27 protein-coding genes are annotated in these 25,773 nt (G+C 71.4%); 17 read left to right on the top strand and 10 right to left on the bottom strand.

Annotated elements, in window-relative coordinates:
• Window positions 1–82 precede the first annotated feature (82 nt).
• The 3 genes from Q0Z83_RS48010 (at window position 83) to Q0Z83_RS48020 (ending at window position 3,290) form a co-directional block, all read left to right on the top strand.
• Window positions 83–1,633, top strand: a complete 1,551-nt coding sequence (locus Q0Z83_RS48010) for a DUF1800 domain-containing protein (protein WP_317790267.1) — start codon at window positions 83–85, stop codon at window positions 1,631–1,633.
• Window positions 1,634–1,647: 14 nt separating this feature from the next.
• Window positions 1,648–2,895: a DUF1501 domain-containing protein gene (locus tag Q0Z83_RS48015; protein WP_317790268.1), complete on the top strand. Its 1,248-nt coding sequence runs from the start codon at window positions 1,648–1,650 to the stop codon at window positions 2,893–2,895.
• 62 nt (window positions 2,896–2,957) lie between these two features.
• Window positions 2,958–3,290, top strand: a complete 333-nt coding sequence (locus tag Q0Z83_RS48020) for a hypothetical protein (RefSeq protein WP_317790269.1) — start codon at window positions 2,958–2,960, stop codon at window positions 3,288–3,290.
• Here the strand turns inward: Q0Z83_RS48020 and malQ are convergent.
• Window positions 3,245–5,233, bottom strand: coding sequence for a 4-alpha-glucanotransferase (gene malQ / locus Q0Z83_RS48025; protein ID WP_317790270.1), 1,989 nt, complete (start codon window positions 5,231–5,233; stop codon window positions 3,245–3,247). The two genes, Q0Z83_RS48020 and malQ, sit on opposite strands and share 46 nt — an antisense overlap.
• A 74-nt stretch (window positions 5,234–5,307) precedes the next feature.
• Here malQ and Q0Z83_RS48030 point away from each other — a divergent pair, with 74 nt between their 5' ends.
• The gene (locus Q0Z83_RS48030) at window positions 5,308–5,553 is read left to right on the top strand and encodes a hypothetical protein (protein WP_317790271.1); all 246 of its coding nucleotides are present in this window, start codon (window positions 5,308–5,310) and stop codon (window positions 5,551–5,553) included.
• Between the two features lie 24 nt (window positions 5,554–5,577).
• Window positions 5,578–6,813: a chitosanase gene (locus Q0Z83_RS48035; RefSeq protein WP_317790272.1), complete on the top strand. Its 1,236-nt coding sequence runs from the start codon at window positions 5,578–5,580 to the stop codon at window positions 6,811–6,813.
• Here the strand turns inward: Q0Z83_RS48035 and Q0Z83_RS48040 are convergent, their stop codons facing one another.
• From Q0Z83_RS48040 to aroA, 6 genes are all read right to left on the bottom strand, one after another.
• Window positions 6,814–7,542 carry a family 16 glycosylhydrolase gene (locus Q0Z83_RS48040; RefSeq protein WP_317790273.1) on the bottom strand — a complete coding sequence of 243 codons (729 nt, stop codon included), beginning with the start codon at window positions 7,540–7,542 and terminating at the stop codon, window positions 6,814–6,816.
• Window positions 7,543–7,635: 93 nt separating this feature from the next.
• A complete protein-coding gene (locus Q0Z83_RS48045; protein WP_317790274.1) occupies window positions 7,636–8,178 on the bottom strand; it encodes a DUF5709 domain-containing protein in 543 nt (180 codons plus the stop codon).
• 29 nt (window positions 8,179–8,207) lie between these two features.
• Window positions 8,208–8,939 carry an anti-anti-sigma factor gene (locus Q0Z83_RS48050; RefSeq protein WP_317790275.1) on the bottom strand — a complete coding sequence of 244 codons (732 nt, stop codon included), beginning with the start codon at window positions 8,937–8,939 and terminating at the stop codon, window positions 8,208–8,210.
• A 91-nt stretch (window positions 8,940–9,030) separates the two neighbouring features.
• On the bottom strand, window positions 9,031–9,831 hold the full coding sequence (gene hisN, locus Q0Z83_RS48055) for a histidinol-phosphatase (RefSeq protein ID WP_317790276.1): 801 nt from the start codon (window positions 9,829–9,831) through the stop codon (window positions 9,031–9,033).
• Between the two features lie 36 nt (window positions 9,832–9,867).
• Complete coding sequence (gene rsgA, locus Q0Z83_RS48060) at window positions 9,868–10,929, bottom strand: ribosome small subunit-dependent GTPase A (RefSeq protein ID WP_317797322.1); 1,062 nt, start codon at window positions 10,927–10,929, stop codon at window positions 9,868–9,870.
• A gap of 2 nt (window positions 10,930–10,931) precedes the next feature.
• On the bottom strand, window positions 10,932–12,275 hold the full coding sequence (gene aroA, locus Q0Z83_RS48065; protein ID WP_317790277.1) for a 3-phosphoshikimate 1-carboxyvinyltransferase: 1,344 nt from the start codon (window positions 12,273–12,275) through the stop codon (window positions 10,932–10,934).
• 122 nt (window positions 12,276–12,397) lie between these two features.
• Here aroA and Q0Z83_RS48070 point away from each other — a divergent pair, with 122 nt between their 5' ends.
• From Q0Z83_RS48070 to rsrA, 5 genes are all read left to right on the top strand, one after another.
• Window positions 12,398–13,075: an SOS response-associated peptidase gene (locus tag Q0Z83_RS48070; RefSeq protein WP_317790278.1), complete on the top strand. Its 678-nt coding sequence runs from the start codon at window positions 12,398–12,400 to the stop codon at window positions 13,073–13,075.
• Between the two features lie 192 nt (window positions 13,076–13,267).
• Window positions 13,268–13,663: a WhiB family transcriptional regulator gene (locus Q0Z83_RS48075; protein WP_317790279.1), complete on the top strand. Its 396-nt coding sequence runs from the start codon at window positions 13,268–13,270 to the stop codon at window positions 13,661–13,663.
• Between the two features lie 13 nt (window positions 13,664–13,676).
• Window positions 13,677–14,285, top strand: coding sequence for an alpha/beta hydrolase family protein (locus Q0Z83_RS48080; RefSeq protein ID WP_317790280.1), 609 nt, complete (start codon window positions 13,677–13,679; stop codon window positions 14,283–14,285).
• A gap of 76 nt (window positions 14,286–14,361) precedes the next feature.
• Window positions 14,362–15,159 (top strand): sigma-70 family RNA polymerase sigma factor, encoded by a 798-nt coding sequence (locus tag Q0Z83_RS48085; RefSeq protein WP_317790281.1) that lies wholly within the window; start codon window positions 14,362–14,364, stop codon window positions 15,157–15,159.
• A 4-nt stretch (window positions 15,160–15,163) separates the two neighbouring features.
• Window positions 15,164–15,451: a mycothiol system anti-sigma-R factor gene (rsrA, locus tag Q0Z83_RS48090; protein ID WP_317790282.1), complete on the top strand. Its 288-nt coding sequence runs from the start codon at window positions 15,164–15,166 to the stop codon at window positions 15,449–15,451.
• A 38-nt stretch (window positions 15,452–15,489) separates the two neighbouring features.
• Here the strand turns inward: rsrA and Q0Z83_RS56005 are convergent, their stop codons facing one another.
• On the bottom strand, window positions 15,490–15,564 hold the full coding sequence (locus Q0Z83_RS56005) for a 50S ribosomal protein bL37 (RefSeq protein ID WP_369700219.1): 75 nt from the start codon (window positions 15,562–15,564) through the stop codon (window positions 15,490–15,492).
• Between the two features lie 124 nt (window positions 15,565–15,688).
• Between Q0Z83_RS56005 and Q0Z83_RS48100 the strand changes: the two genes are divergently transcribed.
• Entirely contained in the window at window positions 15,689–15,910 is a 222-nt protein-coding gene (locus Q0Z83_RS48100) for a biotin/lipoyl-binding carrier protein (protein WP_177319965.1), read from the top strand.
• Here Q0Z83_RS48100 and Q0Z83_RS48105 read toward each other — a convergent pair.
• Window positions 15,907–17,448: a tetratricopeptide repeat protein gene (locus Q0Z83_RS48105; protein ID WP_317790284.1), complete on the bottom strand. Its 1,542-nt coding sequence runs from the start codon at window positions 17,446–17,448 to the stop codon at window positions 15,907–15,909. The genes Q0Z83_RS48100 and Q0Z83_RS48105 overlap by 4 nt on opposite strands.
• A gap of 162 nt (window positions 17,449–17,610) precedes the next feature.
• On the opposite strand from Q0Z83_RS48105, the gene Q0Z83_RS48110 reads away from it, so the two are divergent.
• Entirely contained in the window at window positions 17,611–18,645 is a 1,035-nt protein-coding gene (locus Q0Z83_RS48110; protein ID WP_317797323.1) for an SIS domain-containing protein, read from the top strand.
• A gap of 26 nt (window positions 18,646–18,671) precedes the next feature.
• A complete protein-coding gene (locus tag Q0Z83_RS48115) occupies window positions 18,672–20,216 on the top strand; it encodes a sensor histidine kinase (protein ID WP_317790285.1) in 1,545 nt (514 codons plus the stop codon).
• Here Q0Z83_RS48115 and Q0Z83_RS48120 read toward each other — a convergent pair.
• Complete coding sequence (locus tag Q0Z83_RS48120; protein ID WP_317790286.1) at window positions 20,213–21,706, bottom strand: glycosyltransferase family 39 protein; 1,494 nt, start codon at window positions 21,704–21,706, stop codon at window positions 20,213–20,215. The genes Q0Z83_RS48115 and Q0Z83_RS48120 overlap by 4 nt on opposite strands.
• Window positions 21,707–22,104: 398 nt before the next feature.
• On the opposite strand from Q0Z83_RS48120, the gene Q0Z83_RS48125 reads away from it, so the two are divergent.
• Genes Q0Z83_RS48125 through Q0Z83_RS48140 form a run of 4 tightly spaced genes read left to right on the top strand, consistent with a single transcriptional unit; the run spans window position 22,105 to window position 25,428 of the window.
• Window positions 22,105–23,799 carry a nitrite/sulfite reductase gene (locus tag Q0Z83_RS48125; RefSeq protein WP_317790287.1) on the top strand — a complete coding sequence of 565 codons (1,695 nt, stop codon included), beginning with the start codon at window positions 22,105–22,107 and terminating at the stop codon, window positions 23,797–23,799.
• On the top strand, window positions 23,796–23,957 hold the full coding sequence (locus tag Q0Z83_RS48130) for a hypothetical protein (protein ID WP_317790288.1): 162 nt from the start codon (window positions 23,796–23,798) through the stop codon (window positions 23,955–23,957). The genes Q0Z83_RS48125 and Q0Z83_RS48130 overlap by 4 nt, the downstream gene beginning before the upstream one ends.
• Complete coding sequence (locus tag Q0Z83_RS48135; protein ID WP_317790289.1) at window positions 23,954–24,721, top strand: phosphoadenylyl-sulfate reductase; 768 nt, start codon at window positions 23,954–23,956, stop codon at window positions 24,719–24,721. Before Q0Z83_RS48130 ends, Q0Z83_RS48135 begins: the two co-directional genes overlap by 4 nt.
• A complete protein-coding gene (locus Q0Z83_RS48140) occupies window positions 24,703–25,428 on the top strand; it encodes a sirohydrochlorin chelatase (protein ID WP_317790290.1) in 726 nt (241 codons plus the stop codon). Before Q0Z83_RS48135 ends, Q0Z83_RS48140 begins: the two co-directional genes overlap by 19 nt.
• The last annotated feature ends 345 nt before the right edge of the window (window positions 25,429–25,773 follow it).

Below are 25,773 nucleotides of genomic sequence, written 5' to 3' on the forward strand. Positions count from 1 at the left end.
CGCGCAAGTATCCCGGTAGCAGATCGGTAGCGCCGGTGCGGGAACGCACAAGTGACGCCGGAAACTTCCGACGTTTACCCGCATGAGTTCGCTACCGCAGACGATGACGCGGCGCACGGTGATGGGCGGGGTCGCCGCCACCGGTGTCGCGGCCGCCCTGGCCACCGGCGCACCCGCCGCCGCGGCGGCCGCCGAACCGTCCCCGGCCGCTCTCCTGCCCGCCGACCCGCTGCTGCATCTGCTGCGCCGGGCCACCTTCGGGCCGAGCCCGGCCTCGATCGCCGAGATCCGCCGGTTGGGCGCCACGGCGTGGCTGGACCGGCAGCTCAGCCCGTCGGCTATCACCGACCAGGTGGCCGAGGAGGTGGTCGCCCGGCTGCCGCTGGCCCGGCTCTCCGCCGCCGAGATCCGGTCCCGGGTGTCCGCCGGCACCCTCAAGCAGTACAGCTGGGACCCGATGTGGCAGCTCAGCTGGGCGGCGGTGGCCCGGGCGATCTGGAGCGAGCGGCAACTGCTGGAGGTGATGGCCGACTTCTGGAGCAACCATCTCAACGTGACGTGCCCGCACGGGGACGTCTGGGACAGCCGGATCGACTACGACACGATGATCAGGCAGAACGCCCTCGGCACGTTCGCCGGTCTGCTCAAGGCGTCGGCCCGGCATCCGGCGATGCTGACCTACCTGGACAACCGGTTCTCCACCAAGGCCGCGCCGAACGAGAACTACGGCCGTGAGCTGCTGGAACTGCACACCGTGGGGATGACCTACACCGAGGCGGACGTACAGCACGCGGCGCGTCTGCTCACCGGCCTGACCGTGGACAACAGCACCGGGAAGTACCGGTACGACCAGGCGATCCACGCCACCGGAGCGGTCCGGGTGCTGGCCTTCCAACACTCCAACACGACCGCGGCCGGTGGTGAGGCGGCCGTCCTGGAGCTGCTCGACTACCTGGCCATGCACCAGGCGACGGCCCGGCGGATCGTCACCAAGCTGTGTGTCAGGTTCGTCGCCGACGAGCCGCCGGCGTCGCTGATCACCACGCTGATCAAGGTCTACCTGGACAACCGGACGGCGATCGTACCGGTGCTGCGGGCGCTCTTCACCTCCGCCGAGTTCGCCGCCGCGGTCGGGGCCAAGACCCGGACGCCCTTCGAGGATCTGGCCGCGACCGTGCGGACCCTCGGCTACGGGCCGGCCGCCACCGGCGCGAAGTTCCTGGAGAGCCTCTACTGGATGACCCGCGACGCCGGGCAGGCCCCGCTGAACTGGGGGCCGCCGAACGGCTACCCGGATGTGGCGGCCGCCTGGGCCTCGCCGTCCGGGCTACTGGTCCGGTGGAACTTCCACCTCTCGATCGCGGCCGGATGGTGGCCGGACACCCTGGTCCGGCCGACGAACCTGCCGGCCGGGATGGTGGGGGCGCTGCCCGCGACGTATGGCGCGTTGATCACGGCGACCGCGGTGCGGCTGCTCGGGATCGCGCCGACCGCCCCACAGACGGCGGCGCTGGCCGAGTTCTACGGCAAGACCCCGACGTCGCCGCTGAAGGCGAACGATCCGGTGGCCGGCTGGATGTATCCGTACCTGATGGGGATGCTGTTGAACTCCCCGTCCTTCGCGTTGAGATGAGCGTTGAGGTGGCGATGAGCGAACAGTGTGGATGTGCGGAGAACCGGCTGCTGAACCGGCGAACCCTGCTGGCGGGCACGTTCGCCGGGGTGGCCGGGGCGACCCTGGACACGAGTCTGGCTTTTGCGGCCGACCCCGGATACACCGGAGACGTGCTGGTGCTGCTGTCGCTGCGCGGCGGCTTCGACGGGTTGTCGGCCGTGGTTCCGGCGGGCGACGCCGCCTATTACTCGGCGCGGCCCTCGATTGCCGTACCGAAAGCGCAGTTGATCGGGGGTGGATCCTTTTTCGGTCTGCATCCCGCTTTGGCGCCGCTGCTGCCGTATTGGACCGGCGGCCAGTTGGCCGCGATTCAGGCGGTCGGGCAGCCGGCGCCGAACCGATCGCATTTCTCGGCGATGGAGGATCTGGAACGGGCCGCGCCCGGGACCTCGATCCGGACCGGCTGGCTGAACCGGATGCTCGGGCTGACCGGATCGGCCGATCCGATGCGGGCGGTCGCGATGGGGACCGCGATGCCGGCCCGGGTGCTCGCCGGTCCGGCGCCCTACCTCGGCATCACCTCGATCGACAAGACGGTCCTGACCGGCGAGCAGGACGGCCGTCCGATCTCGGCGACGATGGCCAAGCTCTACGCGGGCGCGCCGGCCGCGCTCCAGCAGACCGCCGGGCAGTTGAACGGCGCGCTCCAGCGGACCGCGCGGATGCGGGCCGCCGGGTACAAGCCGGCCAACGGGGCGGTCTATCCGAGCACCGACCTGGGCAACGCGCTGCGTGACGTGGCCCGGCTGATCAAGTCGGAGATCGGGCTGATGACCGCCACGGTCGACTCCGGCGACTGGGACATGCACGAGAACCTCGGTCCGGCGGTCGCCGGCAGGCGGATGTTCGACCAGCTCAAGGCACTCGCCACGGCGCTCGCGGCGTTCGCCGCCGACCTCGGTCCGGACGGATTGCGCCGGGTCACCCTGATCACCATCAGCGAGTTCGGGCGGCGGGTGACCCAGAACGGCTCGGGTGGGCTCGACCACGGTTACGGCAACGCCATGTTCGTTCTGGGCGGTTCGGTCAAGGGCGGCAAGGTGTACGGCCAGTGGCCCGGCCTCACCACGGCACAGCTCCGCGACGGCGACCTGGCGGTGACCACCGACTATCGGGCGGTGATCGGCGAGATCCTGCGCGCCAGGTGCGGTGTCGGCGACCTGTCGAGCGTGTTCCCGGGGGTGACCACGTCGAGTCTGGGCATCGTCACCGCACGCTGAAAACGGCTATATTCCCGCAAAACGGCTATCAGTGCGGATCGGCGCGTTCCACACTGATTCGCATGTCCAGCAACTCGCTTGCCGAGATCATCGGCGCACAGCGGCAACCGTCGCGGGTGGACCCGGCCGGCCCACCCCTGCTGATCAGGCGGCACACCTCCGACGAGGGCGCGCCGTTCTGGCGGTGGGACTGCTCCGGCTGCGGCGAGTACGGCGGCGGGCGGCACCACGAGGACGCGGTGACCCGGGCACTACGGCACTGCCACGAGCACCCGGACCACCGCTCCTCACTGCTGCCCCCGGCCCGCTGCCGGGAACCGCACACCTACCTCCCGCTGCACCCGATGCTCTACGCGCTGGACGACGACCCGCCGCCGGAGCCACTGGCGATCTGACCCGGCTTCGCCGCTCCCGGGTGCCGCCCGGGCAGCGGCCCCGGCCGGCCTCCGAGGATCCCGGCGACCTTACGGAACAGCGGGTCGGCCAGCACCTCGGTCAGATCCCGGCCGAGCGGGATACGCCAGTTCGGATATTCGTCGAAGGTGCCCGGCAGGTTCGGTTGGCGACGCTCCAGCAGCACGTCGTGCAGGGACGCCGTCACCAGTCGGCACGGGGTCCGGGCCAGGAACTCGTGCATCGCCACCACCACTTCCTCATCGGCCGGTTCGGCGCCGATCAGGCCCTCCTCGCGCAGCCGATCCAGCAGCAGCGCCCGGTCCGCCCGCCACGACTCCCGCTCCTGCTCGACCGGCCCGGCCAGCTGGCCCAGCGCGGCCCGCACCTCCACCTGCTCACCGGCCAGGAAGCCGGCCGCGGTCGGCAGATCATGGGTGGAGACGCTGGCCAGCGCGTTGCGCGGGTAACCCGCCGACGGACGGTAACCGCCCTCGTCGTCGCGGGTGAACCAGAGCACCGCCGAGCCCAGCATGTTGGTCCGCTGCAGGCCCTCGGTCACCACCGGCATGACCGTGCCCAGATCCTCGCCGATCACCACGGCACCGGCCCGGTACGCCTCCAACGCCAGGATGCCCAGCATGGCCTCCGGGTCGTAGTGGACGTACGTGCCGTTCGCCGGACCCAGCCCGGCCGGCACCCACCACAGTCGCCACAGCCCCATCACGTGGTCGACACGCAGGCCACGGGCGTACCTGAAGATCCGCCGCAGCATGTCCCGGTACGCGTCGTAGCCGGTCTCGACCAGCCGGTCCGGCCGCCACGCCACCCCGCCCCACTCCTGGCCGAGCTGGTTGAACGCATCGGGCGGTGCGCCGGTGCGCGCCTCCATCGCCAGCACGTCCTGCAGCAGCCACCCGTCGGCGCCGGACGGCTCCACGGCCACCGCCAGGTCGTACACGATCCCGACCGGCAGGCCACCCGGATCCGCGGCCTTGAACTGCTCCTCCAGCAGCTTCTGGATCCAGACGTGGAAGGCGACCCGGTCGCCGCCGAGCGCCCGCACGGCCGGAGCATCCGGGCGGCGCAGTTCCACCGGCCACTCCCGCCAGTCGGCGCCGTGCTCCTCGGCCAGCACGCAGAAGCGGGCGAAGTCGGTCAGGCCCGGATCCTGGTCCAGGTCGACCGGCCCGGCCGACGGCCAGAGCAGCTCCAACGCGCCCAGTTTGGCGGTGAACACCGCGTCGTAGTCGATCAGGTCGTCGGTCGCCGGCCGTAGCTCATCGACCTTCTTCTTGAGCGCCGGTGTGGCCCGCCGGTACTCCGGGGTGTCGGTCACCCGCAGGTAGAGCAGGTTGGCGAAACGCCGGCTGGACGGCGAGTACGGCGAAGCCGGCACCGGCGCGACCGGGGTGATCGCGTGCAACGGATTCAGCACCACCAGTCCGGCCCCGGCCGACCCGGCCACGAAGTCACGCAGATCACCGAGATCCCCGAGCCCCCACGAGCCGGCCGAGTGCAGCGTGTAGAGCTGCAGCATCCAGCCCCAGGTGTCCGGCGGCTCGGGCAGCTGCTCCGGGACCACGACCAGGGTGACCTCCTGATCCCCGTGCCGCAGCCGGTGCCAGCCGAGCGGCAGGTCGGGTGGGAGCCGATCCAACCGCCGAACCGTTCCGTCCTCCAGGGTGACCTCGGCCGGGCCCGGCAGTTCCCGGCCCTGCCCGGCGCGCACCACGATCGTCCCGGGCAACCGGTCACCGGAGTCCCGGCGGCGGGCGTCGGCCAGTGCCGCCCGGACCGCCCGCGGTGTGCTCGCGTCGACACCGAGCATGCCCAGCACCCCGATCACCGACTCGGCCGCCACCTCGGTGTCCTGCCGCTGCCAGTTCTCGTACCGTGTGGCCACCCCGTGCGCCTCGGCCAGGGCCACCAGATCCGCGTCCATGCCTCTCCCATCCCCTCGGTACACGATGTTCTTACCCATTGCGTACATCGGTCAGCATGGGGCACATGGGTGACATGGCTCGAAGACTTCGGATGTGGTTCACCGCGGCCCTGGCGGGCCTGACCCTCGGCGTGCTGGTCCCGGCGCAGGCCTGGGCGGCCTCCAACGGGACCGCGCAGATGGTCGTCGAGGCGGCCACCAGGTCCCGGCGTGGCGGCTTCGGCGTGTTCGGCATCCTCGGGCTCGTCTGCTGCCTCGCCGTCATCGCGATCATCGTGGTCGTCGTGATGCTGATTTCCCGGAACCGCAGGCGTCGCTGAGGCCGCCCGGCCTAGCGTTGAGCCATGCGATCGGTGGTGCTGGGCGGCGGGATCGCTGCGGTGCTGTGCGTGCCCCTCGGTATCTCGGTGGCGGCCAGCGCCTCCTCCGACGCGGTGATCACCAGGGAGCGCCCGGCCCTCGCCTCGGCCACCGAGAGCGTCGCCTGGCCCGCCTCCGGCATCACCGACACCGATCCCGCGACCCGATGGTCCAGCGGCGCGTCCGGCTCCGGCACCCAATGGATCCAAATCGATCTCGGTACGGCCCAGGAGATCCGCCGGGTGCGGTTGCACTGGGCGAGGGCGTACGCGAAGGCGTACCGCATCCAGGTGTCCGACGACGGCGCGACGTGGCGGGACCTGTACCGCACGTCCACCGGCGACGGTGGGGTCGACGACGTCCGCGGCCTCTCCGCGACCGCCCGCCACCTGCGGGTGCTGGCCACTCAGCGGGGCACCCCGGAGGGCTACTCGCTGTGGGACGTGCAGGCGTACGGTCCCGGCCGGCCCGCGCCCGCCCGTCCGTCACCGGCCATCGCGGCGATCCCACCGGTGGCCGCCGGGCTGACCGCCGGCCCGAAGAAGGAGATCGCCCTCAAACTGGTCTCCAGCGCCGAGAACTCGACACTGGAGTGGCGCTCGGAGTACGGCTACATCGAGGACCTGCGTGACGGCCGCGGCTACACGGCCGGGATCGTCGGCTTCTGCTCCGGCACCTCCGACCTGCTCGCCGTGGTCACCGAATACACCCGTCGCAAGCCGGACAACGTACTGGCCGGCTATCTCCCGGCGCTGCGCGCGGTGGACGGCACCGACTCGCACGACGGCCTGGACCCGGGCTTCCCGGACGCCTGGCGGGTGGCGGCGGCGAGCGACCCGGTGTTCCGCAAGATCCAGGAGGAGGCCCGGGACCGGATGTACTTCTCTCCGGCGGTCCGCCTGGCCGAGGCCGACGGGCTGCGCGCGCTCGGCCAGTTCGCCTACTACGACGCGGCGGTCATGCACGGCATCTCCGGACTGCGATCGATCCGCGAGCGGGTGGTGGCCCACCAGCGGACTCCGGTGCAGGGCGGCGACGAGATCGTCTATCTGACGGCGTTCCTGGACGCTCGGGCCACCGAGATGCGGACCGAGGCGGCGCACAGTGACACCAGCCGGATCGACACCGCACAGCGGGTCCTGCTGGACGCCGGCAACCTGGACCTGACCACCCCGCTGACCTGGTCGGTCTACGGCGACAGGTACACCCTGAGCGGCTGATCAGACCTTCGCGAACAGGGCCGGTACGAGGTCGGGCTGCCAGCCGGGCAGCGACGTGTGCGCCTCACGGACCTTGTACACGACCTTCTTGTACTCGACCAGCTTGCCGGGCTCGTAGTCGGTGAACGCCTTCCACTTGGGGGCGTCGACCTCCACCCGCGTCCGGACCGTCACCCAGTCGACGAGCATGCCGTTCGAGTAGTAGCCCCCGGAGGCCATGTTCAGCACGACCGTCAGCGGCGTGCCCTTCTCGGCCCGGGTGAACCGGAGCACCTTGCGGCCGTCGAGCGACCAGGTCAGCGTCGTCGGCGTCCAGTCGATGGCGTAGGTGTGGAAGTCGTCGCCGTCCACCTGGTCCGACGCCAGTGTCTCCAGCGAGCCGGCCGGTACCCGGCCGTTCTCGTCCAGCACCCCGAGCGCCCGCCAGGCCCCGTCCACCCGCCAGGCCTGGATCCGGGCCTCGGCGCGGCCGTACGCCTGGCTGAAGGTCTTCTCGGTGCGCAGCACCGCGTTGAGGGCCAGCCGGCCCTCCCCGTCCAGCACCGCGAAACTGCCCCGGCCCCCGGAGACCGCCCAGACGTCGTCGGCCGGGCGGTCTCCGCGGGCGCCGGTGAAACCGTCGCTGAGCACGGTCCTGGTCACCGTGGCCGCCTCGGCCGCGGCACCGTTGCCGGTCATCGTGGCCGCCACGAGCATCAGCACTGCCGCGGCCAGAACCCGCCCTCGCATGGCTCCCCCCACCAAGAAAGATCAGGTGGGCACTCTGCTGAGTTGGGAGCGCTACCGGCAATAGTTTTTACGGGACTGTGACTGAAAGTTCGGTCAGCGGTAGTCCGGCGCGTTCGTCTCGTGCATGGCCAGCTCTTCCGCGCTCGCGCCACCACCCGAGGCTCCCGCGTCGTAGGCGACACTCTCCGCCTCGTCGTCCCAGCCCGAGCCCTCGTCCGGCGCGACCAGGCGGCCCACCGGGCGCGGCGAGTCGCCGTCGAGCTGACCGTCGTCGTAGAGCGACACGGGCGACGACGGATCCGAGGTCGGGCCGGGCTCCCACACGTCCCGGTCGAACTCGCGCTGCCGCGAATCGCCGACCGTCTCGTCGAAGGAGCCACCGGGCTCCGCGCCGAAGTCCGGCTCCTCCTGCCGTAGCCGCCGGTCCAGCGACTCACCGTGCAACTGCTCCTCGGCGGTCTCGCCGAACCGGTTCGACCCGCCCGGGCCCACTCCGGCCAGCGCGGCCGGGTCCGGCCCGTCCGCCCATCGGGAGCTGTTCACCTCGTCGTACGCGGTGGAGTCGTCATCGGCGGTGTCCGGCAGGCCGGACGCCTCCGGATCGGTGACCTCGGCGGGGTAGTCGTTGTCTCGCATGCCCGCTGACTACCCACGAGCGGGGCCGGTCATGCCGGCCCGGGATCGCCGTCCAGCAGCGCCCAGACGATCTTGCCGTCGGCCAGCGCCAGATGGCCCCAGCGGGACGCGACCGTGTCGACCAGGAGCAGGCCCCGGCCGCCGTACGAGGTCGGCGCCACCGCGCCGCCGAATCGGGGCGGGCTCGCCGAGAAGTCTCGGACCGCCACGCTCACCGAGGCGCCATGCCGGGCCAGCATCAGGCACATCGCGGTGCCGGCGTGCGCGACCACGTTGTTGACCAGCTCGGTGGCCACGATGCTCGCGTTGCCCACCACCTCCGGCCGGTCCCACCGCCCGCACGCCTCGGTGATCACCTCGCGGGCGCGCCGGGCCGCGCCGACCGCCGGCTCCAGGTCGGCCACGACCCGATGACCGGCCGGCAGCGGGGCGCCGAGCGCGGCGAAGGCGTCTGTCGCGTCCGGCCAGACCGGCCAGCCGGTGGCCCGCCACACGGTGGCGTCCGGCGTGCCGCACAGGACGAGATGGCTGCCCGGCCAGTCACGGGTCTCGGCCAGCACATCCCGGAGCACCCCGGCCGCGTCCGACTCGGCGAGCCACAATCCGCCGACGTCGACCACCACCGCCTCGGGCTGGGACGCGAGCACGTCGAGCAGTGCCGAGCGCAGCAGCCCGACGGTGGTGTCGTCGAGCACCCCGGACAACCGGACCAGAGGATAGGCCTGGCCGCGATCCACCAGATGACGAACCTCGCTCGGCATGATCGCTCCATCGTGCATAGCCCGGGAACCATGCGCATTTCGAGCGCACGGGCACGTGCCGGTTACCCCGGAGCGGGGCGGTCATGCTTCGTCAGGGGCGTCGGGCCAGCGCGGTCAGCACGCTCTCGTGCAGCAGGCCGTTGGTGCCGATGACCGAGCTCTTGTCCGCGGTCGGCCGCCCGTCCAGGTCGGTGATCTTGCCGCCCGCCTCGGTGACGATCGGGATCAGCGCGGCCATGTCCCACAGCGACAGCTCCGGCTCGGCCATCGCGTCCAGCGCGCCCTCGGCCAGCAGCATGTAGCCGTAGAAGTCGCCGTACGCCCGGCTGCGCCAGACACCCAGCAGGATGTCCATCATCTGGTCGAGGCGGCCGTTGTCGGCCCAGCCGTTCAGGCTCGCGTAGCAGAAACTGGCGTCGGTCAGCTTCCGCACCGACGAGACGCTGATCCGGGTCGCCGAGTGCTGATTCCTCCCGGCGAAGGCGCCCAGCCCGCGCCCGGCCCACCAGCGGCGGCCCAGCGCCGGCGCGGAGACCAGCCCGGCCACCGGGGTGTCGCCCTCCATCAGCGCGATCAGGGTGGCCCAGATCGGCACGCCCCGGACGAAGTTCTTGGTGCCGTCGATCGGGTCGATCACCCAATACCGGTTACCCGGTCCGGCGGTCGCGGCGGTCCGGCCGAACTCCTCGCCGAGCACCCCGTCGCGTGGCCGCGCCCGGGCCAGGGTCGCGCGGATCGCCTTCTCCACCGCGGTGTCGGCGTCGGACACCGGGGTCAGGTCGGGTTTCTCCTCGACCTTCAGATCCAGAGCCCGGAACCGGGCCATCGAGATGGCATCGGCCGAGTCGGCGAGAACGTGGGCGAGCGCAAGATCATCGGCATATCCGGCCATGCCAGAAAGCTAGTCCATCAACCCCGCTTCCCGCTTTCAGACTTCCTCCGCGATGTTGTCCCGCACGTCACCCTCACCGGCACGACTGGAGAGCAATCGGCGGTACGACACCAGGCGGCGCTCGTCCGCCTTTCCCTCGGCCACCCAGGCGTCCAACCGGCAGTCACCGTCAGCGGCCGTGTGACCGCAGTTCGGCTGATCCTCCAGGGTGCCCTCGACCAGGTCGGGGAACCCGTGCAGCAGGCTCTCCGCGCTCACGTGGGCCAGGCCGAAACTCCTGATCCCCGGGGTGTCGATGATCCAGCCCGGATCCTTGCGCGACTTCCCGACCGGAGGCAGCCGCAACGCCACCGCGCTCGTCGACGTGTGCCGGCCCTTGCCGATCGCGCTGACCACGCCGACCGCCCGCAGAGCATCCGGCACCAGACGGTTCACCAGCGTCGACTTGCCCACCCCGGAATGGCCGACCAGCACCGAGATCCGGCCCGCCAGACGGCCGCGCAACTCGTCCAGATCGCTGCCCGGGCGCACCAGCACGTGTGGCAGGTCCAGCTCGGCGTAGTAGCCGAGCACCTGCTCCGGACCGGCCAGATCCGCCTTCGTCAGGCACAGCAACGGCTCGATGTCCGCGTCGTACGCCGCGACCAGGCACCTGTCGATGAACCCGGTCCGGGGCGGCGGGTCGGACAGCGCGCTCACGATCACCAGCTGGTCGGCGTTGGCCACCACCACCCGCTCCAGGCGGCCCTCGGGCGTGGTGTCGTCGTCGTCCGCGGTGCGGCGCAGCACCGACGTCCGCTCACTGATCCGGACGATCCGGGCCAGCGTGCCCGCCGCTCCGGACGAATCGCCGACCAGAGCCACCCGGTCGCCCACCACCACCGATTTGCGGCCCAGCTCCCGGGCCCGCATCGCGGTGATCACCTCGGTGCCGCCGCCGTCCTCCCGCACACAGCCATACCGCCCGCGGTCGACCGTGATCACCAGGGCGTCGACGGCGTCGTCGTGTTTCGGGCGCGTCCGGGTACGCGGCCGGGACGACCTGCCCGGCCGGATCCGGACATCGTCCTCGTCGTACTCCCGCTTACGCGCTGGCAGCTTCAGCTCCTCGCCACGAGTCCCGCCCAGAGTTCGGGGAACTCGGGCAACGTCTTCGACGTACAACCTACGTCGGCGAGGTGCACCCCCGGCACGGCGAGTCCGATCACCGCGGCGGCATGCGCCATCCGGTGGTCGGCGTAGGTCTCGAAATCGGCCCCGCGCAGCGGCCCCGGCTCGATCCGCAGCCCGTCCGGGAACTCGGCCACCCGCGCCCCGACCTTGCCCAGCTCGGTGGCGAGCGCGGTGATCCGGTCCGTCTCGTGGCCCCGGATGTGCTCCACCCCGCGCAGCTCGGACGGGCCCTCGGCCAGCGCGGCCAGCGCCGACACGACCGGGGTCAGCTCGCCCACCTCGGACAGGTCGGCGGTGATGCCGCGCAGCGCACCGGTGCCCCGAACGGTCAGCCCCTCGGCCGACTGGGTGACCTCGGCGCCCAGCGCCCGGAAGATCTCCACCGCCTGGGCGACCGGCTGCCAGCTGTCGGCCGGCCAGCCGGCCAGGGTGACCGCGCCACCCGTCACCGCGGCCGCCGCGAAGAACGGGGCCGCGCCGGACAGGTCGGGCTCGATCGTCCAGGTCCGGCCGCTCAGTGGACCCGGCTCGACGGTCCACACGTCGGCCACACTGTCGTCGACCACCGCGCCGGCCGCCCGCAGCATGTGAATCGTCATCCGCAGATGCGGGGCGCTCGGCACCGGCGGGCCCTCGTGTCGCAGGGTCAGCCCCTTGGCGAACCGGGCCGCGGACAGCAGCAGCCCGGACACGAACTGGCTGGACGCCGACGCGTCGATCACCGCCTCGCCGCCCGCGACCACCCCGGAACCGTGCACGGTCAGCGGCAGGCCGTCGATCGGCGACGCGTCGATCGTGACGCCGAGCGCCCGCAGCGCCTCGACGATCGGGCGCAGCGGCCGTTTCCGCATGTGCGGGTCACCGTCGAACTCGACCGTCCCGTCGGCCAGCGCGGCCGTCGCCGGCAGGAACCTGGTGATCGTGCCGGCCAGCCCCACATCGACCCGGGCCGGGCCACGAAGCGGACCGGGAGTCACCACCCAGCGGGTGTCGTCGGAGGTGTCCACCTCGACGCCGAGCGCCCGCAGGCCGGCCGCCATCAGCACGGTGTCACGGGCCCGGAGCGGGGCCTCGATCACCGACGGGCCGTCGGCCAGGGCGGACAGGATCAGGGCGCGGGCGGTCATCGACTTCGAGCCGGGCAGCCGCACGGTCGCCGTGACCGGGCCGGTGGCGGACGGGGCGAGCCAGGGACGGAGTTCAGCAGTCACGCCGCCATTCTGCCGTCGCCCTCTGACATTCCCGGCCCGAGTTCCCGCCCCGCGAGACATTTCCGGCGCCGTACCCCCGCCCGTGTGACCTCTCCGCTCGCCGGGACCGACCGGTGAGAACCAGCCACTCGGGGGTGCTTCGGGGCGGACGGGTGTCCGGTGGGCGGCGTAGCCTGCTGCTCATGTGCGGGCGATACGCGACGACCAAGAGCAACGCCGACCTCAGTCAGTTGTTCGAGGCCGTGGACGTCGCCGAGCCGTTGCGCGCCAGCTGGAACGTCGCGCCGACCGACCCGGTGCCGCTGGTGCGCATCTCGAAGGAGCACGACGGCCGGGTGCTGGACACCGCCCGCTGGGGCTTGGTGCCGCATTGGGCCAAGGACCTCAGGGCCGGCGCCCGGATGATCAACGCGCGGGCCGAGACGGTCACCGAGCTGCGGTCGTTCGCGCCGTCGTTCGCGAAGCGGCGCTGCCTGATCCCGGCCGACGGCTGGTTCGAGTGGGTTCGGGACGGCAAGGAGAAGCAGGCTTTCTACATGACCCCGGTGGGTTCCGAGCCGCTGGTCTTCGCCGGGCTCTGGTCGGCCTGGGGTCCGGAGTCGGTGCTCACCTGCAGCGTGATCACCACGGCGGCGCTGGGCGGCCTGAAGAGGGTGCACGACCGGATGCCGCTGATCCTGCCGGCTGATCGGTGGTCCGACTGGCTGGCCGGCGGCGGCGATGCGGAGGAGCTGCTTCGCCCGCTCTCCGAGCGGGATCTGGAGGCCATCGAGGTACGTCCGGTGGGCGCCGCCGTCGGCAATGTGCGGAACAACGGCCCCGAGCTGATCGAGCCGACCACGAACATTACGCTTTTTTGAACTCTCAAAGATCAACGGGAATATTTGTCGGGATATGTAGTGATTTCCGGCTGGCAACTTTCTTTGCAGATCGATAGACCCCTTGTTCTGATCTTGTAGCTTGCGGTACAAACCAGCGCCGGAGTGGTGCTGGACCGTAAGGTGCGGCCCGGCCGCCACATGCAGTTCCGGTCCCACGGGGGAGGTGGGCTGATGACACGAGCACGCATGCCGCGTCCGCACGAGGTGGCTATCGCGCGACGCGACCCGCGGCTGCTCGAGGCGATCGCGCAACGCCGTACAGACGAGGCCTGGCGCACACGAGGCGCCTGCCGCGCGGTCGACCCGGAAACGTTCTTTCCCGCGCCGAACGAGCCGTCGGGCGGAGCCGTCGCACTCTGCGGCACCTGTGATGTGCAGGGGCCATGCCTGGCCTGGGCGCTACAGGTCGGCGACTGCCACGGAGTCTGGGGCGGGACCACGCCACGCGAGCGGCGGGCCATGCTCGTCGCCTGGCGGGAACGGATCCAGGCGGACGGCGAGGAGGTCGACGACTCGCCGGACGACGAGGATCGGCGTCTTCTGACTCTGATCCCGGTCAGCCGCTGATAGAACGGAGCGCGTGTCGCGCTTCGACTTGACGCTGGAAACCCCACGCGGCCCCGCCGCCGCGACCGTCACCGACCCGTCCGGGCCGGCGCTCGGTCAGCTCGTCCTCGGCCACGGCGCCGGGGGCGGTGTCGACGCGCCCGACCTGGTCGCGGTGCACGACGCGGCGGTGGCGGCCGGCGTGCGGGTGGCCCTGGTCACCCAGCCGTACCGGGTGGCCGGTCGGCGTGCGCCCGCTCCGGCCGGGCAGCTCGACGAGGCCTGGATCTCGATCGTGGGCGCGTTGCGCGTACCGCGGCTGCCGTTGATCGTCGGTGGTCGCTCCAGTGGTGCGCGCGTCGCGTGCCGGACCGCGACCACGCTGGGTGCCGCGGGGGTTCTCGCTCTGGCCTTCCCGCTGCACCCACCGGGTAAGCCGGAGAAGAGCCGGGCCGGTGAGCTGCCGGAGACGGTGCCGACGCTGGCGGTGAACGGGGATCGTGATCCGTTCGGCGTGCCGTCCCCCGGTGGGGTGGTCGAGGTGGCCGTCCGGCCCGGTGCTGTGCACGATCTGCGAAAAGATCTTCCGGGCTCGGTGGCGATCGTGCTGGAGTGGTTGCGCCGGCACGCCTGGGCGCGCTGAGCGGACGTGACGGGAATGCACCGACCCGCCGCAGACGTTATCCAGCTGGACAGACGTCAGCGGAAGGGGTTGGCCAGTGGGTGTCGGGAGCGTCGAGCGCGACGGCCGTGAGGCGGTCCGGGTGCGGGACCTTCTGGGTTCCCCCGAATGGCCCGCGGTGGAGACGACGCCGGTGCCGCAGCCGGTGAGCGTGAGCACACCGGCGGTTTTCGAGAGCGTTACACGGGCAGTACCCGTATCCTCGGCGGGGCGGTCGAGGGGAGAGTCCAGGGTGGCCCAGAAGGAACGGACGGACGAGCGCCGGGCGCGCTTCGAGCGTGAGGCGTTGCCGTTCGTCGACCAGTTGTACGCCGCCGGACTGCGGATGACCCGCAACCCGGCCGATGCCGAGGATCTGGTGCAGGAGACGTTCCTCAAAGCGTTCTCCGCGTTCCACCAGTTCGAGCAGGGTACGAACCTGAAGGCCTGGCTCTACCGGATCCTCACCAACACGTACATCAACTCGTACCGGCGTAAGCAGCGGCAGCCGGTGCAGGCGCCGACCGAGGAGATCACCGACTGGCAGCTCGCGTCGAGCGAGTCGCACACGTCGCAGGGTCTGCGGTCGGCCGAGACCGAGGCGCTGGACCGGCTGCCGGACAGCGACATCAAGGAAGCGCTGCAGTCCCTGCCGGAGGACTTCCGGCTCGCCGTCTACCTCGCCGATGTCGAGGGTTTCTCGTACAAGGAGATCGCCGACATCATGGGCACGCCCATCGGAACGGTCATGTCGCGGTTGCACCGCGGCCGGCGTAACCTGCGCAAGCTCCTCGAGCAGTACGCGGTGGACCGGGGCATCACCCGGACCGCGACCTCCGAGCCGCAGGGGGCGTGACGACATGGGCCACGACGAGACCGAGCAGCACGACACCGATTGCAGCGTGGTGCTCAGCGAGGTGTACCTCTACCTCGACCTGGAGTGCTCCGAGGAGCGGCGGCTGCTGATCCAGAAGCACCTCGACGAGTGCTCCGGGTGTCTGCGGGAGTTCGGCATCGAGCACGAGGTCAAGGCCCTGGTCGGCCGTTGCTGCGGCGACGAGCGGGCGCCGGTGGAGCTGCGCGAGCGGTTGCGCAGCAAACTCGGCCAGCTCGAGGTCCAGACCGAAACCCGCGAATACCTGCCCTGAGCAGCCAAAAGGCCCGGCATCCGCCGGGCCTTTTCGATTCAGCTGTTGGGGCGCTTGCCGTGGTTCGCGCCGCTCTTCTTACGGGCCTTCTTCTTACGGGCCTTCTTCGCCATGCCGGCTCTCCTTCCGTGGTGCTTGAACTCGCTGCCGATCGTAATGGGCGCGTCGGGCCGGGCAGGACTCACCCGCACCGGAACCGTGGTTTGATGGCGTCACCGGTTGATGATGAGGGAGGCACTGACCATGGCGGACGAGATCCGTGCCGAGATGGTGGCCAATGTGTGGAAGGTCGTGACGGCGCCCGGCGCCACCGTCGCCGAGGGGGACACGCTGGTCATCCTCGAGTCGATGAAGATGGAGATCCCGGTGATCGCCGAGACCGACGGCACGGTCTCCGAACTCGCTGTCAACGAGGGCGATGTGGTCCAGGAGGGCGACCTGATCGCCGTGATCTCCTAGTCGCGGCGCCAGCGCAGCAGTGACCGTCCCCGGCCTCGCTGGCGGGGGACGGCCGGCACCCGGAGCGTGGCCGCGGCCAGCTCCCGGGTCGGCCGGTCCAGGCCGGGCGTGGCCAGTGCCAGCTCGGCCACCGCGCGGGCGGACGGGCCGGAGGCGGTCTCGGTGAGCCGCCCGGCCACCACGGTGGCGATGTCGGCGCGGGCCTCCGGGTCCACCCAGGCGTAGGCGACCAGGGCGAACATCGCTGCCTGGGTCACCCGGTCCACGTCGCCGTCGAGCAGTCCGAGCAGCAGCCGGCGGCGGCTCGAATCGAGCCACGGCTCCTCGGTCCCGTGATGCAGCAGCCCGAGGCAGGCCCACACCTCCAGGCCGTTCTGCTGGTCCGGCCGAGCCGTCTCCGGGTGGGCGAGCAGGGCCAGCAGCTCCCACGGCTCGACCAGCACCAGGCCTAGGGCCCGGTCGTAGGCGCCGGGCGGGTGCGGCCACGTCTGACCGGCGATCCGCTGGAGACGGCCCAGCGCGTCCGCGGACGGTTCCGCGTTGACCGGGGCGCGACCCGCGGGCAGCGGTGAGCCGGCCGGGAGCCCGCCCAGCCACGGCGTGTTCCGGCAGCACTCCTCGAGATCGGTGTGCTCGTGCGCGTCGTCCGGGTGGTCGCGGATGAAGTCGGCCAGGTCGACCAGGTGCACGACGTCGCCGTCGGCGCGGTACCGCAGCCGGTGGGCGGTGTGCACCACGCAGTCGAAGGCCGGGTCACGTTCCAGGGCCAGCTCGGTCCAGCGCAGTGCCTCGTCCAGCCGGCCCAGGTCGGCCAGCGTGGCCGCCACGTCGGCGTAGACCGAGAGGTCGTCGGGGTCGTAGGCGACGGCCCGGCGCAGGGCGGCCAGCGCCTCCGGCATGCGGCCGGCGCTGCGCAGCGCGTACCCCAGCCAGATCTCACCGAGTTTGGACGGCTGCGAGCGTGCCCCGCGGCCGGCCCAGTCGACTGCCAGGCGGACCTCGCCGAGCCGGCGCGCCAGCGCCGAGCCGGCCCCGAGCAGCATCGCGTGCTCGCCGTGCGCGGTCACGGCGTGTCGGACCAGCGCCAGATAGGGCCGCAGCGGTCCGACGGTCTCGGTCGGCGCCGGGTCGCCGACCGCGGTGCAGAGGCGCATCACGGTACGCGCGAGCTGCCCCGGATCGATGCGGGCGCCGAGTGCCGGTTCCGCGACCCACGGCACGCCGGCCCAGTCGAGCGCCGGATTGTGCCCACTGGCCGCGGCGAGCAGTGGCAGGCCCTCCTCGGGGCGGCCGGCGGCGGCGAGTAGATGGGCCCGGGCGGCGAGCCGGCCGGCCGAGGCGTGCGGCTCGGGCGGGAAGAGGTCGAGCCCGCCTCCGTGCCCGGCCGCCAAGCGGCTGAGCAGCTCGTGGATCTCGGGCAGGGTGGGTGTGTGGGCCAGCGCCGCGGCGAGATGACCGGCGGCGGGGCCGGTCTCGCCGACCTCCAGGGCGGCGCGTGCGCGCGCGAGGTCACGACGGGCCGATGGGCGGGAATCCACGAGTGAAGACCCTAGGGGAAGAGGGCCAGATTGTCAGTCCTCACGTTTGCTCATTCGTGCACGAAACCTTGACCAAGTAAGCTTGTTCTTGCAAGACTGCGCACAGAATGCGCATGAGGCGCGTGAGAAGGGGAGGATCACGTGACACAGCGAGGCCTGGGGATGTCGGAGGACATCGCGGAACAACCCGCCGGTTTCGCACGGCTGCTCGAGACCGGGCCGTCCACGGCGATCGCCGAGGTCGCCGCCGAGGTCGCCCGACGGGCGCCGCGCAGCGTTCTCTTCGTCGGCCGGGGCACGTCCGACCACGCCGCCCTCTACGCCGCCTACCTGGCCGAGATCCGGCTCGGCCTGCCCGTCGCCAGCGCCTCCCCGAGCGCGATCACGCTCTACGGCGCCCGGCCGGACCTGACCGGCACCCTGGTCATCGGGGTCAGTCAGAGTGGCGGCTCGCCAGACCTGACCGGGGTGCTCAAGGTGGCCCGGGAGACCGGCGCGCTGACCCTGGCGGTCACCAACAACCCCGACTCGCCGCTGGCCCGGGCGGCCGAGCTCTCGATCGACGTGGTGGCCGGGCACGAGCGCGCGGTCGCGGCGACCAAGACGTACACCGCCGAGCTGCTCGCCCTGCTGATGCTGATCGAGGGTGTCCGCGCCGGTGACGGTCACCTGCCCGCCGAGGAGCGCGCCGCGCTGGAGAAGCTGCCGCAGCTCGCCGCCGACGTGCTGGCCGACGGTTCCGCCGCCGAGCTGGCGCAGCGCTACCGGTTCGCGGCCAGCCTCGTCGCCACCGGGCGCGGCTACGCCTACCCGACCGCCCGGGAGGCCGCCCTCAAGCTCATGGAGACCTCCTACCTGCCGGCGCTCGCGTTCTCCGGCGCCGACCTGCTGCACGGTCCGCTCGCCATGACCGACCACGACATCCCGGTCCTGGCCGTGGTCGGCGACGGCCCCGGCGGCCGGTCGATGCGCGACGTGGTGGCCCGGCTCGGTGAACGCCGCGTCGACGTGGTGACCATCGGCGGCTCCGACGTCGACGGCGCCTCGGCCCGGCTCGCCGTCCCGTCCGTCGACGAGCGGTACGCCCCGCTGCTCGACATCCTGCCGGTTCAACAGCTCGCGCTCGCGCTGTCGCTGGCCCGCGGCGAGGACCCGGACGCGCCGCGCGGACTCAAGAAGGTCACCACGACTCTTTAGAAACACGGGCATGGCAGGCTGGGGCGGTGTCCACCCTGCGCGATCTAGTCGAAGAACACACCAGCCTCAGCCCCGCCGACATCGACCACCTCCACCGGATCGCCGGTGACTGGCAGCTGCTGTCCGACCTGTCCTTCGCGGACCTGCTGCTCTGGGTGCCGATCAAGGGCGAGCCGCGACGGCCACGGGAGTTCCTCTGCGTCGCGCAGGTGCGACCCACCACCGCGCCCACGGCGTACCAGGACGACCAGGTCGGCAAGATCGTCGGCGGGCCGGAGGTGGCCCACCTCGACGTCGCCATCACGCAGGAGCGCATCTGGCGGGAGGGCGACCCGGTCTGGTACGGCGACACCCCCGCCCGCCACGAGGCCATCCCGGTCCGGCTGCGTGACGCCACCGACCTGGAGGAGGCGCTCAGCGAGGTGATCGCGGTGATCGGTCGCGACACCAACCTGAGCACCGCGCGCACCCCCAGCCAGCTCGAACTCAACTACCTGACCACCGCCGACGACCTGGCGCAGATGGTGGCGGACGGGACGTTCCCGCCGCCCCGCCTGCCCGGGGAGATCACCTCGGCGCCGCGGGTCGGTGACGGCCTGATCCGGCTGGACGCCTCCGGCAAGGTCACCTACGCCAGCCCCAACGCGCAGTCCGCCTATCGCCGGCTCGGGTTCAACGCCCACCTGGTCGGCGAGGAGCTGGCCAAACTGTCCAGCCGCCTGTCCGGCGACCCGCTGGAGGGCAACGACGCCGCCGAGCGGATCCTGGCGTCCCTGCGCGGCGAGTTCCCGGCCCGGATGGAGGTGGAGGCGCGTGGCGCCACCGTCCTCACCCGGGCGCTGCCGCTGCTGCCCGCGGGCGTGCCGATCGGCGCGCTCGTCCTGGTCCGGGACGTGACCGAGGTGCGCCGCCGGGAACGGGCCCTGATGACCAAGGACGCCACCATCCGGGAGATCCACCACCGGGTGAAGAACAACCTGCAGACCGTGGCCGCACTGCTGCGCCTGCAGGCCCGTCGGGTGGACGCCCCGGAGGCCCGGATGGCCTTGGAGGAGTCGGTGCGCCGGGTCGCGTCGATCGCCCTGGTCCACGAGACCCTGTCGATGTCCAGCGACGAGGCGGTCGAGTTCGACGGCATCGTGGACCGGGTCGCGTCGGCCGCCACCGAGGTGGCCACCACCGGTGCCCCGGTGAAGATCCGCCGGGACGGCACCTTCGGCGTGCTGCCCGCCGAGATCGCCACCTCGCTCGTCATGGTGCTGAACGAGTTGCTGATCAACGCGGTCGAGCACGGCTTCCCGGCGCCGGACGAGGACACCGAGCCCACCCCGGTCACCGGCGAGGGCGAGGTGGTCGTCTCCGCACACCGGTTCCGCAAACAGCTGCACGTCACCGTGGCCGACAACGGGCAGGGCCTGCCGGAGGGCTTCAAGTTCGAGGGCAGCAACCGGCTCGGCCTGCAGATCGTGCGGGCCCTGGCCACCGGCGAGCTGCGCGGCAGCATCGAGCTGCGCAACCGGGCCGGTGGCGGCACCGAGGCGGTCCTGGTCGTGCCGTTGGAGAAGCGCTAGCCGGGCCGGCGCTCCAACAGCACCAGGGTGCCCTTGGTCTTCTTGAAGATGTCGATCTGGCGGTAGTCCTTCTCCAGCGTGGCACCGATCGGGCCGACGTCGTCCAGCGGCTCGCCGGTCTTCCACTGCCGGAAATACCAGACCCGCCCGGCCTTGCCGAGACATGCGGCCGGGTCGGCGCACTCCACCGCGGCCAGCTGGCCGATCTCGGCGGACGGCGTCTGCAGCAGGACGTCGGTCGGGCGGGTCCGGCCGCGCAGCTGGTAATCCATGCCCGCGCGCAGCGACCAGTTGCCCAGCGCGGCGTAGACGATCACGTCGCCCGGCTTCTGGTGCTTCAGGATGACCTTGGACAGGGCCCGGAAGTCGGCGCCCATGTGGGTGGCCGGTCCGCGCAGCCCCAGCTGAGCCGGCACCGCGGTCGCGGCGACCAGGACGAACACCACCAGACTGCGGAACCGCAGGCCGTGCAGTGCGGCGGCGGCGCAGAGCGTGAGCGCGGGCAGGACGAACAGCACGTACCGCGGCACCCAGACCGAGTCGGTGACGAACGAGACGCCGATCAGCGCCACCGGCGGGATCACCGCCAGCACACCGAGCTCGCGGATCAGCGCCCGGTCCGGCCAGCGGGCGGCCAGCGCCAGCCCGATGATCACCAGGCCGCCGATGGTGGCGCCGAACATCGCGCCCGGCGCGTCCAGCACGGTGTCCAGGTTCATCTCGGCGATCCAGGCCAACTGCCCGCCGCGCTGGGTGGCGCCGAGATAGACGAACGGCAGCACCGGCAACAGCGCCACGAAAGTGACCGGGAACCAGACGAACAGCGCCTTGTCGCGGCTCAGCCACCAGCGCGACACCACGATGTAGAGGTGACCGGCCAGCATCAGCAGCGCGAAGATGTGCGCCAGACCGGTCAGCGCCACGGTCAGGCCGTAGCAGAACCAGAGCAGCTTCCTACGCGGCCGGTCCACCGCCAGGTAGAGCAGCAGGGTCGCGGTGGTCGCGAAGAGGAAGGCCAGACCATACGCCCGGGCCTCCTGCGCGTAGCGGCTCAGCTGCGGGATCGCCACCAGCAGCAGCGCCGAGAACAGGCCGACACCCGGGTTGAACAGCCGTCGGCCCAGCTCGCCGGCCACACCGACACCGACCGCGACCGCGATCAGCGACGGCATCCGCATCGAGACCTCGGAGTCGCCGAACAGCGCCGTCCAGTAGTGCAGGAACATGTAGTACGGCGCGATCACGCCGTCGAAGTGCCCGGCCTGGTCCACGATCTGTGCCGGAGTCCGTTGGCTGACCAGCCAGCTCGCGTTCTCATCCCAGCCCAGTGACGGATTACCCAGTCGGAACCGGCCGACCACCAGCATCAGCAGGGCCGGGATCAGCGACGGGGCCAGCGTCCAGAGAGTCGCGGTGGTCGGCACACGGCGCGGCGCCGGGCCCGCGAGGGTCCGCGACGGCGAGTCGTCGCTCACGGTTTGAACAGCCATCTCCGACTTTCGAGGTGCGTCCGGGGGCAGGAGGCGGAATGCGAAGCGAACCTTACCGGGCGATGGTCGATGGATGAGAACCCGGCGACGCGGGGGCGAACACCGGTGGGCGTGACGGTGCGGTTGACCACACTCCCGGAATCTGGACCTCTCTAGCCGACTTTACGTTCGCGTGAGAGTCTTATCGACATGACCGCTGCAGTTGACCGCCGCTTCGTGGCCCGCCGCCACGTGGACTACGGCCGTGTCCGCAGCGCGATGTGTCCGGCTTTCTGACGACGCCCGATTTCCCGTTCGGGTGTGCGACCGCCGGGCCCGACTCCTGACACAGATGTCACGAGCCTCCCTCAGGGCCGTGGGCGGCACCGCACGCCCACAAAACCCGGAGGATCGCCGAAATGGCGCCCAGCAACACTCCCGCTGCAAGGCCGGCCGCCCGCCCCCGTAAGGCGCGCGGCGAGGGTCAGTGGGCGCTCGGACACCGCGAGCCGCTCAACCCGAACGAGCGCAGCAAGAAGGACGACAACCCCCTCAACGTGCGTGCGCGGATCGAGAACATCTACGCGCACGGTGGTTTCTCCTCGATCGACCCGGCCGACCTGCGTGGTCGTTTCCGCTGGTGGGGCCTTTACACCCAGCGCAAGGCCGGGATCGACGGCGGCCGCACCGCGGTGCTGGAGCCGGAGGAGCTCGAAGACGAGTACTTCATGCTGCGGGTCCGCATCGACGGCGGCGCGCTCAGCCTCGACCAGCTCCGGGTCATCGCCGGGATCGCCACCGAGTTCGCCCGGGACAGCGCCGACATCACCGACCGGCAGAACATCCAGATGCACTGGATCCGGGTCGAGGACATGCCGGAGATCTGGCGTCGGCTCGAATCGGTCGGCCTGCAGACCACCGAGGCGTGCGGCGACTGCCCGCGCATCGTGCTGGGCAGCCCGGTCGCCGGGGTGGCCGTCGACGAGGTGATCGACGCGACGCCGGCGATCGACGAGATCGTCAAGCGGTACGTCGGCGACCCGCGCTACTCGAACCTGCCGCGCAAGTTCAAGTCGGTCATCTCCTGGCTGCCCGACGGGCCGTACCAGGCCAACGACATCGCCTTCGTCGGCGCCGAGCACCCCGACCACGGCCCCGGTTTCGACCTGTGGGTCGGCGGCGGCCTCTCCACCAACCCGCGTCTGGCCGAGCGGCTCGGCGTGTGGGTGCCGCTGGCCGAGATCCCGGACGTCTGGGAGGGCGTCGTCGGGATCTTCCGGGACTACGGCTACCGCCGCCTGCGCCACCGGGCCCGCCTCAAGTTCCTGCTCGCCGACTGGGGCGTGGAGAAGTTCCGCGAGGTCCTGGAGAAGGAATACCTCGGCCGCGCGCTGATCGACGGACCGGCGCCCGCGCTGCCGGAGAAGCCGATCGACCACATCGGCGTGCACCGGCAGAACGACGGGCTCAACTACATCGGCGCGGCTCCGGTCGTCGGCCGGTCCTCGGGCGAGCAGCTGACCAGGCTCGCGGATCTCGTCGAGAAGCACGGGTCGCGGCGGGTGCGGCTCACGGCGTACCAGAAGCTCCTGGTCCTGGATGTCGCCGACGACCAGGTCGAACCGCTCATCGAAGGTCTCCGCGCCATCGGGCTGGAGGCCCGGCCGTCGGCGTTCCGCCGCGGCACGATGGCCTGCACCGGCATCGAGTACTGCAAGCTCGCGATCGTCGAGACCAAGGCGCGCGGCGAGGAGCTGGTGGCCCGGCTCGAGGAGCGGCTCAAGGGCTTCGACAGCGACCTGTCGATCCACATCAACGGCTGCCCCAACGCCTGCGCCCGCACCCAGGTCGCCGACATCGGCCTCAAGGGCCAGCTGGTCCTCAACTCGCACGGCGAGCAGGTCGAGGGCTTCCAGATTCACCTCGGCGGTGCCCTCGGCATGGCCAAGGGCGAGACCGCCGGTTTCGGGCGCAAGGTCCGCGGTCTGAAGACCACGGCCGAAGAGCTTCCGGAGTACGTGGAACGCGTCGCCCAGCACTATCTGGACGGCCGCGACGACAGCGAGACGTTCGCCAACTGGGTGTTGCGGGCCGACGAGGAGCTCCTGAAATGAGCGAGAACCGGCAGCCGCCCCTGTACTGCCCCTACTGCGGTGACGAGGACCTCCGCCCCAACGAGGCCGCACACGGCGCGTGGGAGTGCCGTTCGTGTGTCCGTGTCTTCTCCGTCAAGTTCATCGGCCTTCTGTCCAAGGGAGTGAGCAGCAAATGAGCAGCCTCCTCAACGCCTCCGGTCTGGGCCTGGTCAATCTGGGCGGGCCCGTCGTCAGCGCTGATCCCGAACGTCGTAAACCTGAGGAGCTGAAGGCGCTCGCTCTCGCGGCCGCCGAGGCTCTCGAGGGCGCGCCCGCCGAGGAGATCGCCAAATGGGCGACCGACACCTTCGGCGAGCGGTTCTGCGTCACCAGTTCGATGGCCGACGCCGTCGTGGCCCACCTCTTCTCCCGGGTCGCGCCCGGCGTGGACGTGGTCTTCCTCGACACCGGCCTGCACTTCCCGGAAACCCTCAAGGTCCGGGACACGGTGGTACGCACCATGAACGTGAACGTGCGCTCGATCCGCCCGCGCCTCACCGTCGGCCAGCAGGACGGCGAGTACGGCCCGCGCCTCTTCGCCCGCAGCCCCGACGAGTGCTGCTTCCTGCGCAAGGTCGAGCCGCTGGAGCGCGCCCTCGCCGAATACGACTCCTGGGCCACCGGGCTGCGCCGCGACGAGTCGCCGACCCGCGCCAACACGCCCGTCGTCGCGTTCGACGCGAAGAAGGGCAAGGTGAAGGTGAACCCGATCGCCGCCTGGACCCAGGACGACGTGGACGCCTACATCAGCCGCTGGAACGTGCCGGTCAACGAGCTGTTCAAGAAGGGCTACGGGTCGATCGGCTGCTGGCCGTGCACCCGTCGCACCAAGGCCGGCGAGGACCCGCGGGCCGGGCGCTGGGCGATGTTCGAGAAGACCGAATGCGGTCTGCACGTCTGACCGTCGTCCTGGTCGCACACGGCAGCCGTGATCCCCGGGCCGCCGCGTCGACCTCGTCGCTGGCCCGGGCGGTGGCCCGGGCCCGGCCGGAGTGGCTGGTCCGGGCGTCGTACCTGGACCACGCCGGGCCGCGTCCGCTGGACGTGCTGGCCGCGCTGCCCGGCGGTTCCCGCGCGGTTCTGGTGCCGCTGCTGCTGACCGCCGCCTACCACGGGCGGGTCGACCTGCCCGCGGTGATCCGGGACGCCTCGTCGCTGCCGGTCCGGGTGACCGCCACCGACGTCCTCGGGCCCGCGTCGCCGCTTCTGCTCTCCGCCGTCGCCCGGCGGCTGCCGTCCACCGATCTCGACGCTGTGGTGCTCGCCGCCGCCGGAACCCGGGACGACCGGGCCCGGCAGACCGTCGCGGACGCCGCAGTGGCCCTGGGACGCCGTCTGAGGCTGCCGTCGGCGGTCTCCTATGCCTCGGGGCCGGGTGCGCGTGCCGACGAGGCTGTGCGGCGGCTTCAGGACGCCGGTGCGCGGCGGGTCGGGATGGCCGCCTACTTCCTGGCGCCGGGGCTTCTCTATGACGCCTCGGTGCGGGCCGCCCGGGAGGCCGGGGCGGTCGCCGTCGCCGATCCGTTGGGCGACACCCCCGATCTGGTACGGCTGGTAGCCGCCCGCGTCGACTCGGCCCTGTCCGGCTCGCTCGCCAGCGCCGCCTGATCCCGCCGCCCGGCCCTGTCCGGCTCGCTCGCCACCGCCGCCTGATCCCGCCGCCCGGCCCTGAGAACGGCCCGAACCCCGGATGGTTCTGCGGGGCTGTCCTGCTCGCGTGTGGACAGTTCGGAGGGCCGGCTGGGTTCGTCGGCCGGCTTCCAGAGCTGTTTCGGCGGGGCTGGGACAGCCCGGGGGACCGGCCGGAGATGTTTCTGAGAGATGGCTGGCAATATTCGCTTGACTTCGTTGCTCTGGGTAACGATCACTCTGCGCTATGCAATGATCCGGCGCTGAATCGCGGGCTTACGTGATCGTCCTATGCGGAGTGTGTGGGAGTCGCGACTCAAAGCG

It is taken from the genome of Actinoplanes sichuanensis (assembly GCF_033097365.1).
GTDB classification, from domain to species: Bacteria; Actinomycetota; Actinomycetes; order Mycobacteriales; family Micromonosporaceae; genus Actinoplanes; species Actinoplanes sichuanensis.

What these genes read in the sequence shown, in the direction of transcription:
- Q0Z83_RS48050 (WP_317790275.1), bottom strand. Translation starts at nt 8,939, where the DNA reads ATGCCGAGCGAGGTTCGTCATCTGGTGGATCGCGGCCAGGCCTATCCT.
- Q0Z83_RS48045 (WP_317790274.1), bottom strand. Translation starts at nt 8,178, where the DNA reads ATGCGAGACAACGACTACCCCGCCGAGGTCACCGATCCGGAGGCGTCC.
- Q0Z83_RS48140 (WP_317790290.1), top strand. Translation starts at nt 24,703, where the DNA reads ATGCGGTCTGCACGTCTGACCGTCGTCCTGGTCGCACACGGCAGCCGT.
- hisN (WP_317790276.1), bottom strand. Translation starts at nt 9,831, where the DNA reads ATGGCCGGATATGCCGATGATCTTGCGCTCGCCCACGTTCTCGCCGAC.
- Q0Z83_RS48020 (WP_317790269.1), top strand. Translation starts at nt 2,958, where the DNA reads ATGTCCAGCAACTCGCTTGCCGAGATCATCGGCGCACAGCGGCAACCG.
- Q0Z83_RS48030 (WP_317790271.1), top strand. Translation starts at nt 5,308, where the DNA reads ATGGCTCGAAGACTTCGGATGTGGTTCACCGCGGCCCTGGCGGGCCTG.
- malQ (WP_317790270.1), bottom strand. Translation starts at nt 5,233, where the DNA reads ATGGACGCGGATCTGGTGGCCCTGGCCGAGGCGCACGGGGTGGCCACA.
- Q0Z83_RS48010 (WP_317790267.1), top strand. Translation starts at nt 83, where the DNA reads ATGAGTTCGCTACCGCAGACGATGACGCGGCGCACGGTGATGGGCGGG.
- Q0Z83_RS48135 (WP_317790289.1), top strand. Translation starts at nt 23,954, where the DNA reads ATGAGCAGCCTCCTCAACGCCTCCGGTCTGGGCCTGGTCAATCTGGGC.
- Q0Z83_RS48040 (WP_317790273.1), bottom strand. Translation starts at nt 7,542, where the DNA reads ATGCGAGGGCGGGTTCTGGCCGCGGCAGTGCTGATGCTCGTGGCGGCC.
- Q0Z83_RS48035 (WP_317790272.1), top strand. Translation starts at nt 5,578, where the DNA reads ATGCGATCGGTGGTGCTGGGCGGCGGGATCGCTGCGGTGCTGTGCGTG.
- Q0Z83_RS48075 (WP_317790279.1), top strand. Translation starts at nt 13,268, where the DNA reads ATGACACGAGCACGCATGCCGCGTCCGCACGAGGTGGCTATCGCGCGA.
- Q0Z83_RS48070 (WP_317790278.1), top strand. Translation starts at nt 12,398, where the DNA reads ATGTGCGGGCGATACGCGACGACCAAGAGCAACGCCGACCTCAGTCAG.
- Q0Z83_RS48130 (WP_317790288.1), top strand. Translation starts at nt 23,796, where the DNA reads ATGAGCGAGAACCGGCAGCCGCCCCTGTACTGCCCCTACTGCGGTGAC.
- Q0Z83_RS48110 (WP_317797323.1), top strand. Translation starts at nt 17,611, where the DNA reads ATGTCGGAGGACATCGCGGAACAACCCGCCGGTTTCGCACGGCTGCTC.
- rsrA (WP_317790282.1), top strand. Translation starts at nt 15,164, where the DNA reads ATGGGCCACGACGAGACCGAGCAGCACGACACCGATTGCAGCGTGGTG.
- Q0Z83_RS48015 (WP_317790268.1), top strand. Translation starts at nt 1,648, where the DNA reads ATGAGCGAACAGTGTGGATGTGCGGAGAACCGGCTGCTGAACCGGCGA.
- aroA (WP_317790277.1), bottom strand. Translation starts at nt 12,275, where the DNA reads ATGTCTCGCGGGGCGGGAACTCGGGCCGGGAATGTCAGAGGGCGACGG.
- Q0Z83_RS48120 (WP_317790286.1), bottom strand. Translation starts at nt 21,706, where the DNA reads ATGGCTGTTCAAACCGTGAGCGACGACTCGCCGTCGCGGACCCTCGCG.
- Q0Z83_RS48125 (WP_317790287.1), top strand. Translation starts at nt 22,105, where the DNA reads ATGGCGCCCAGCAACACTCCCGCTGCAAGGCCGGCCGCCCGCCCCCGT.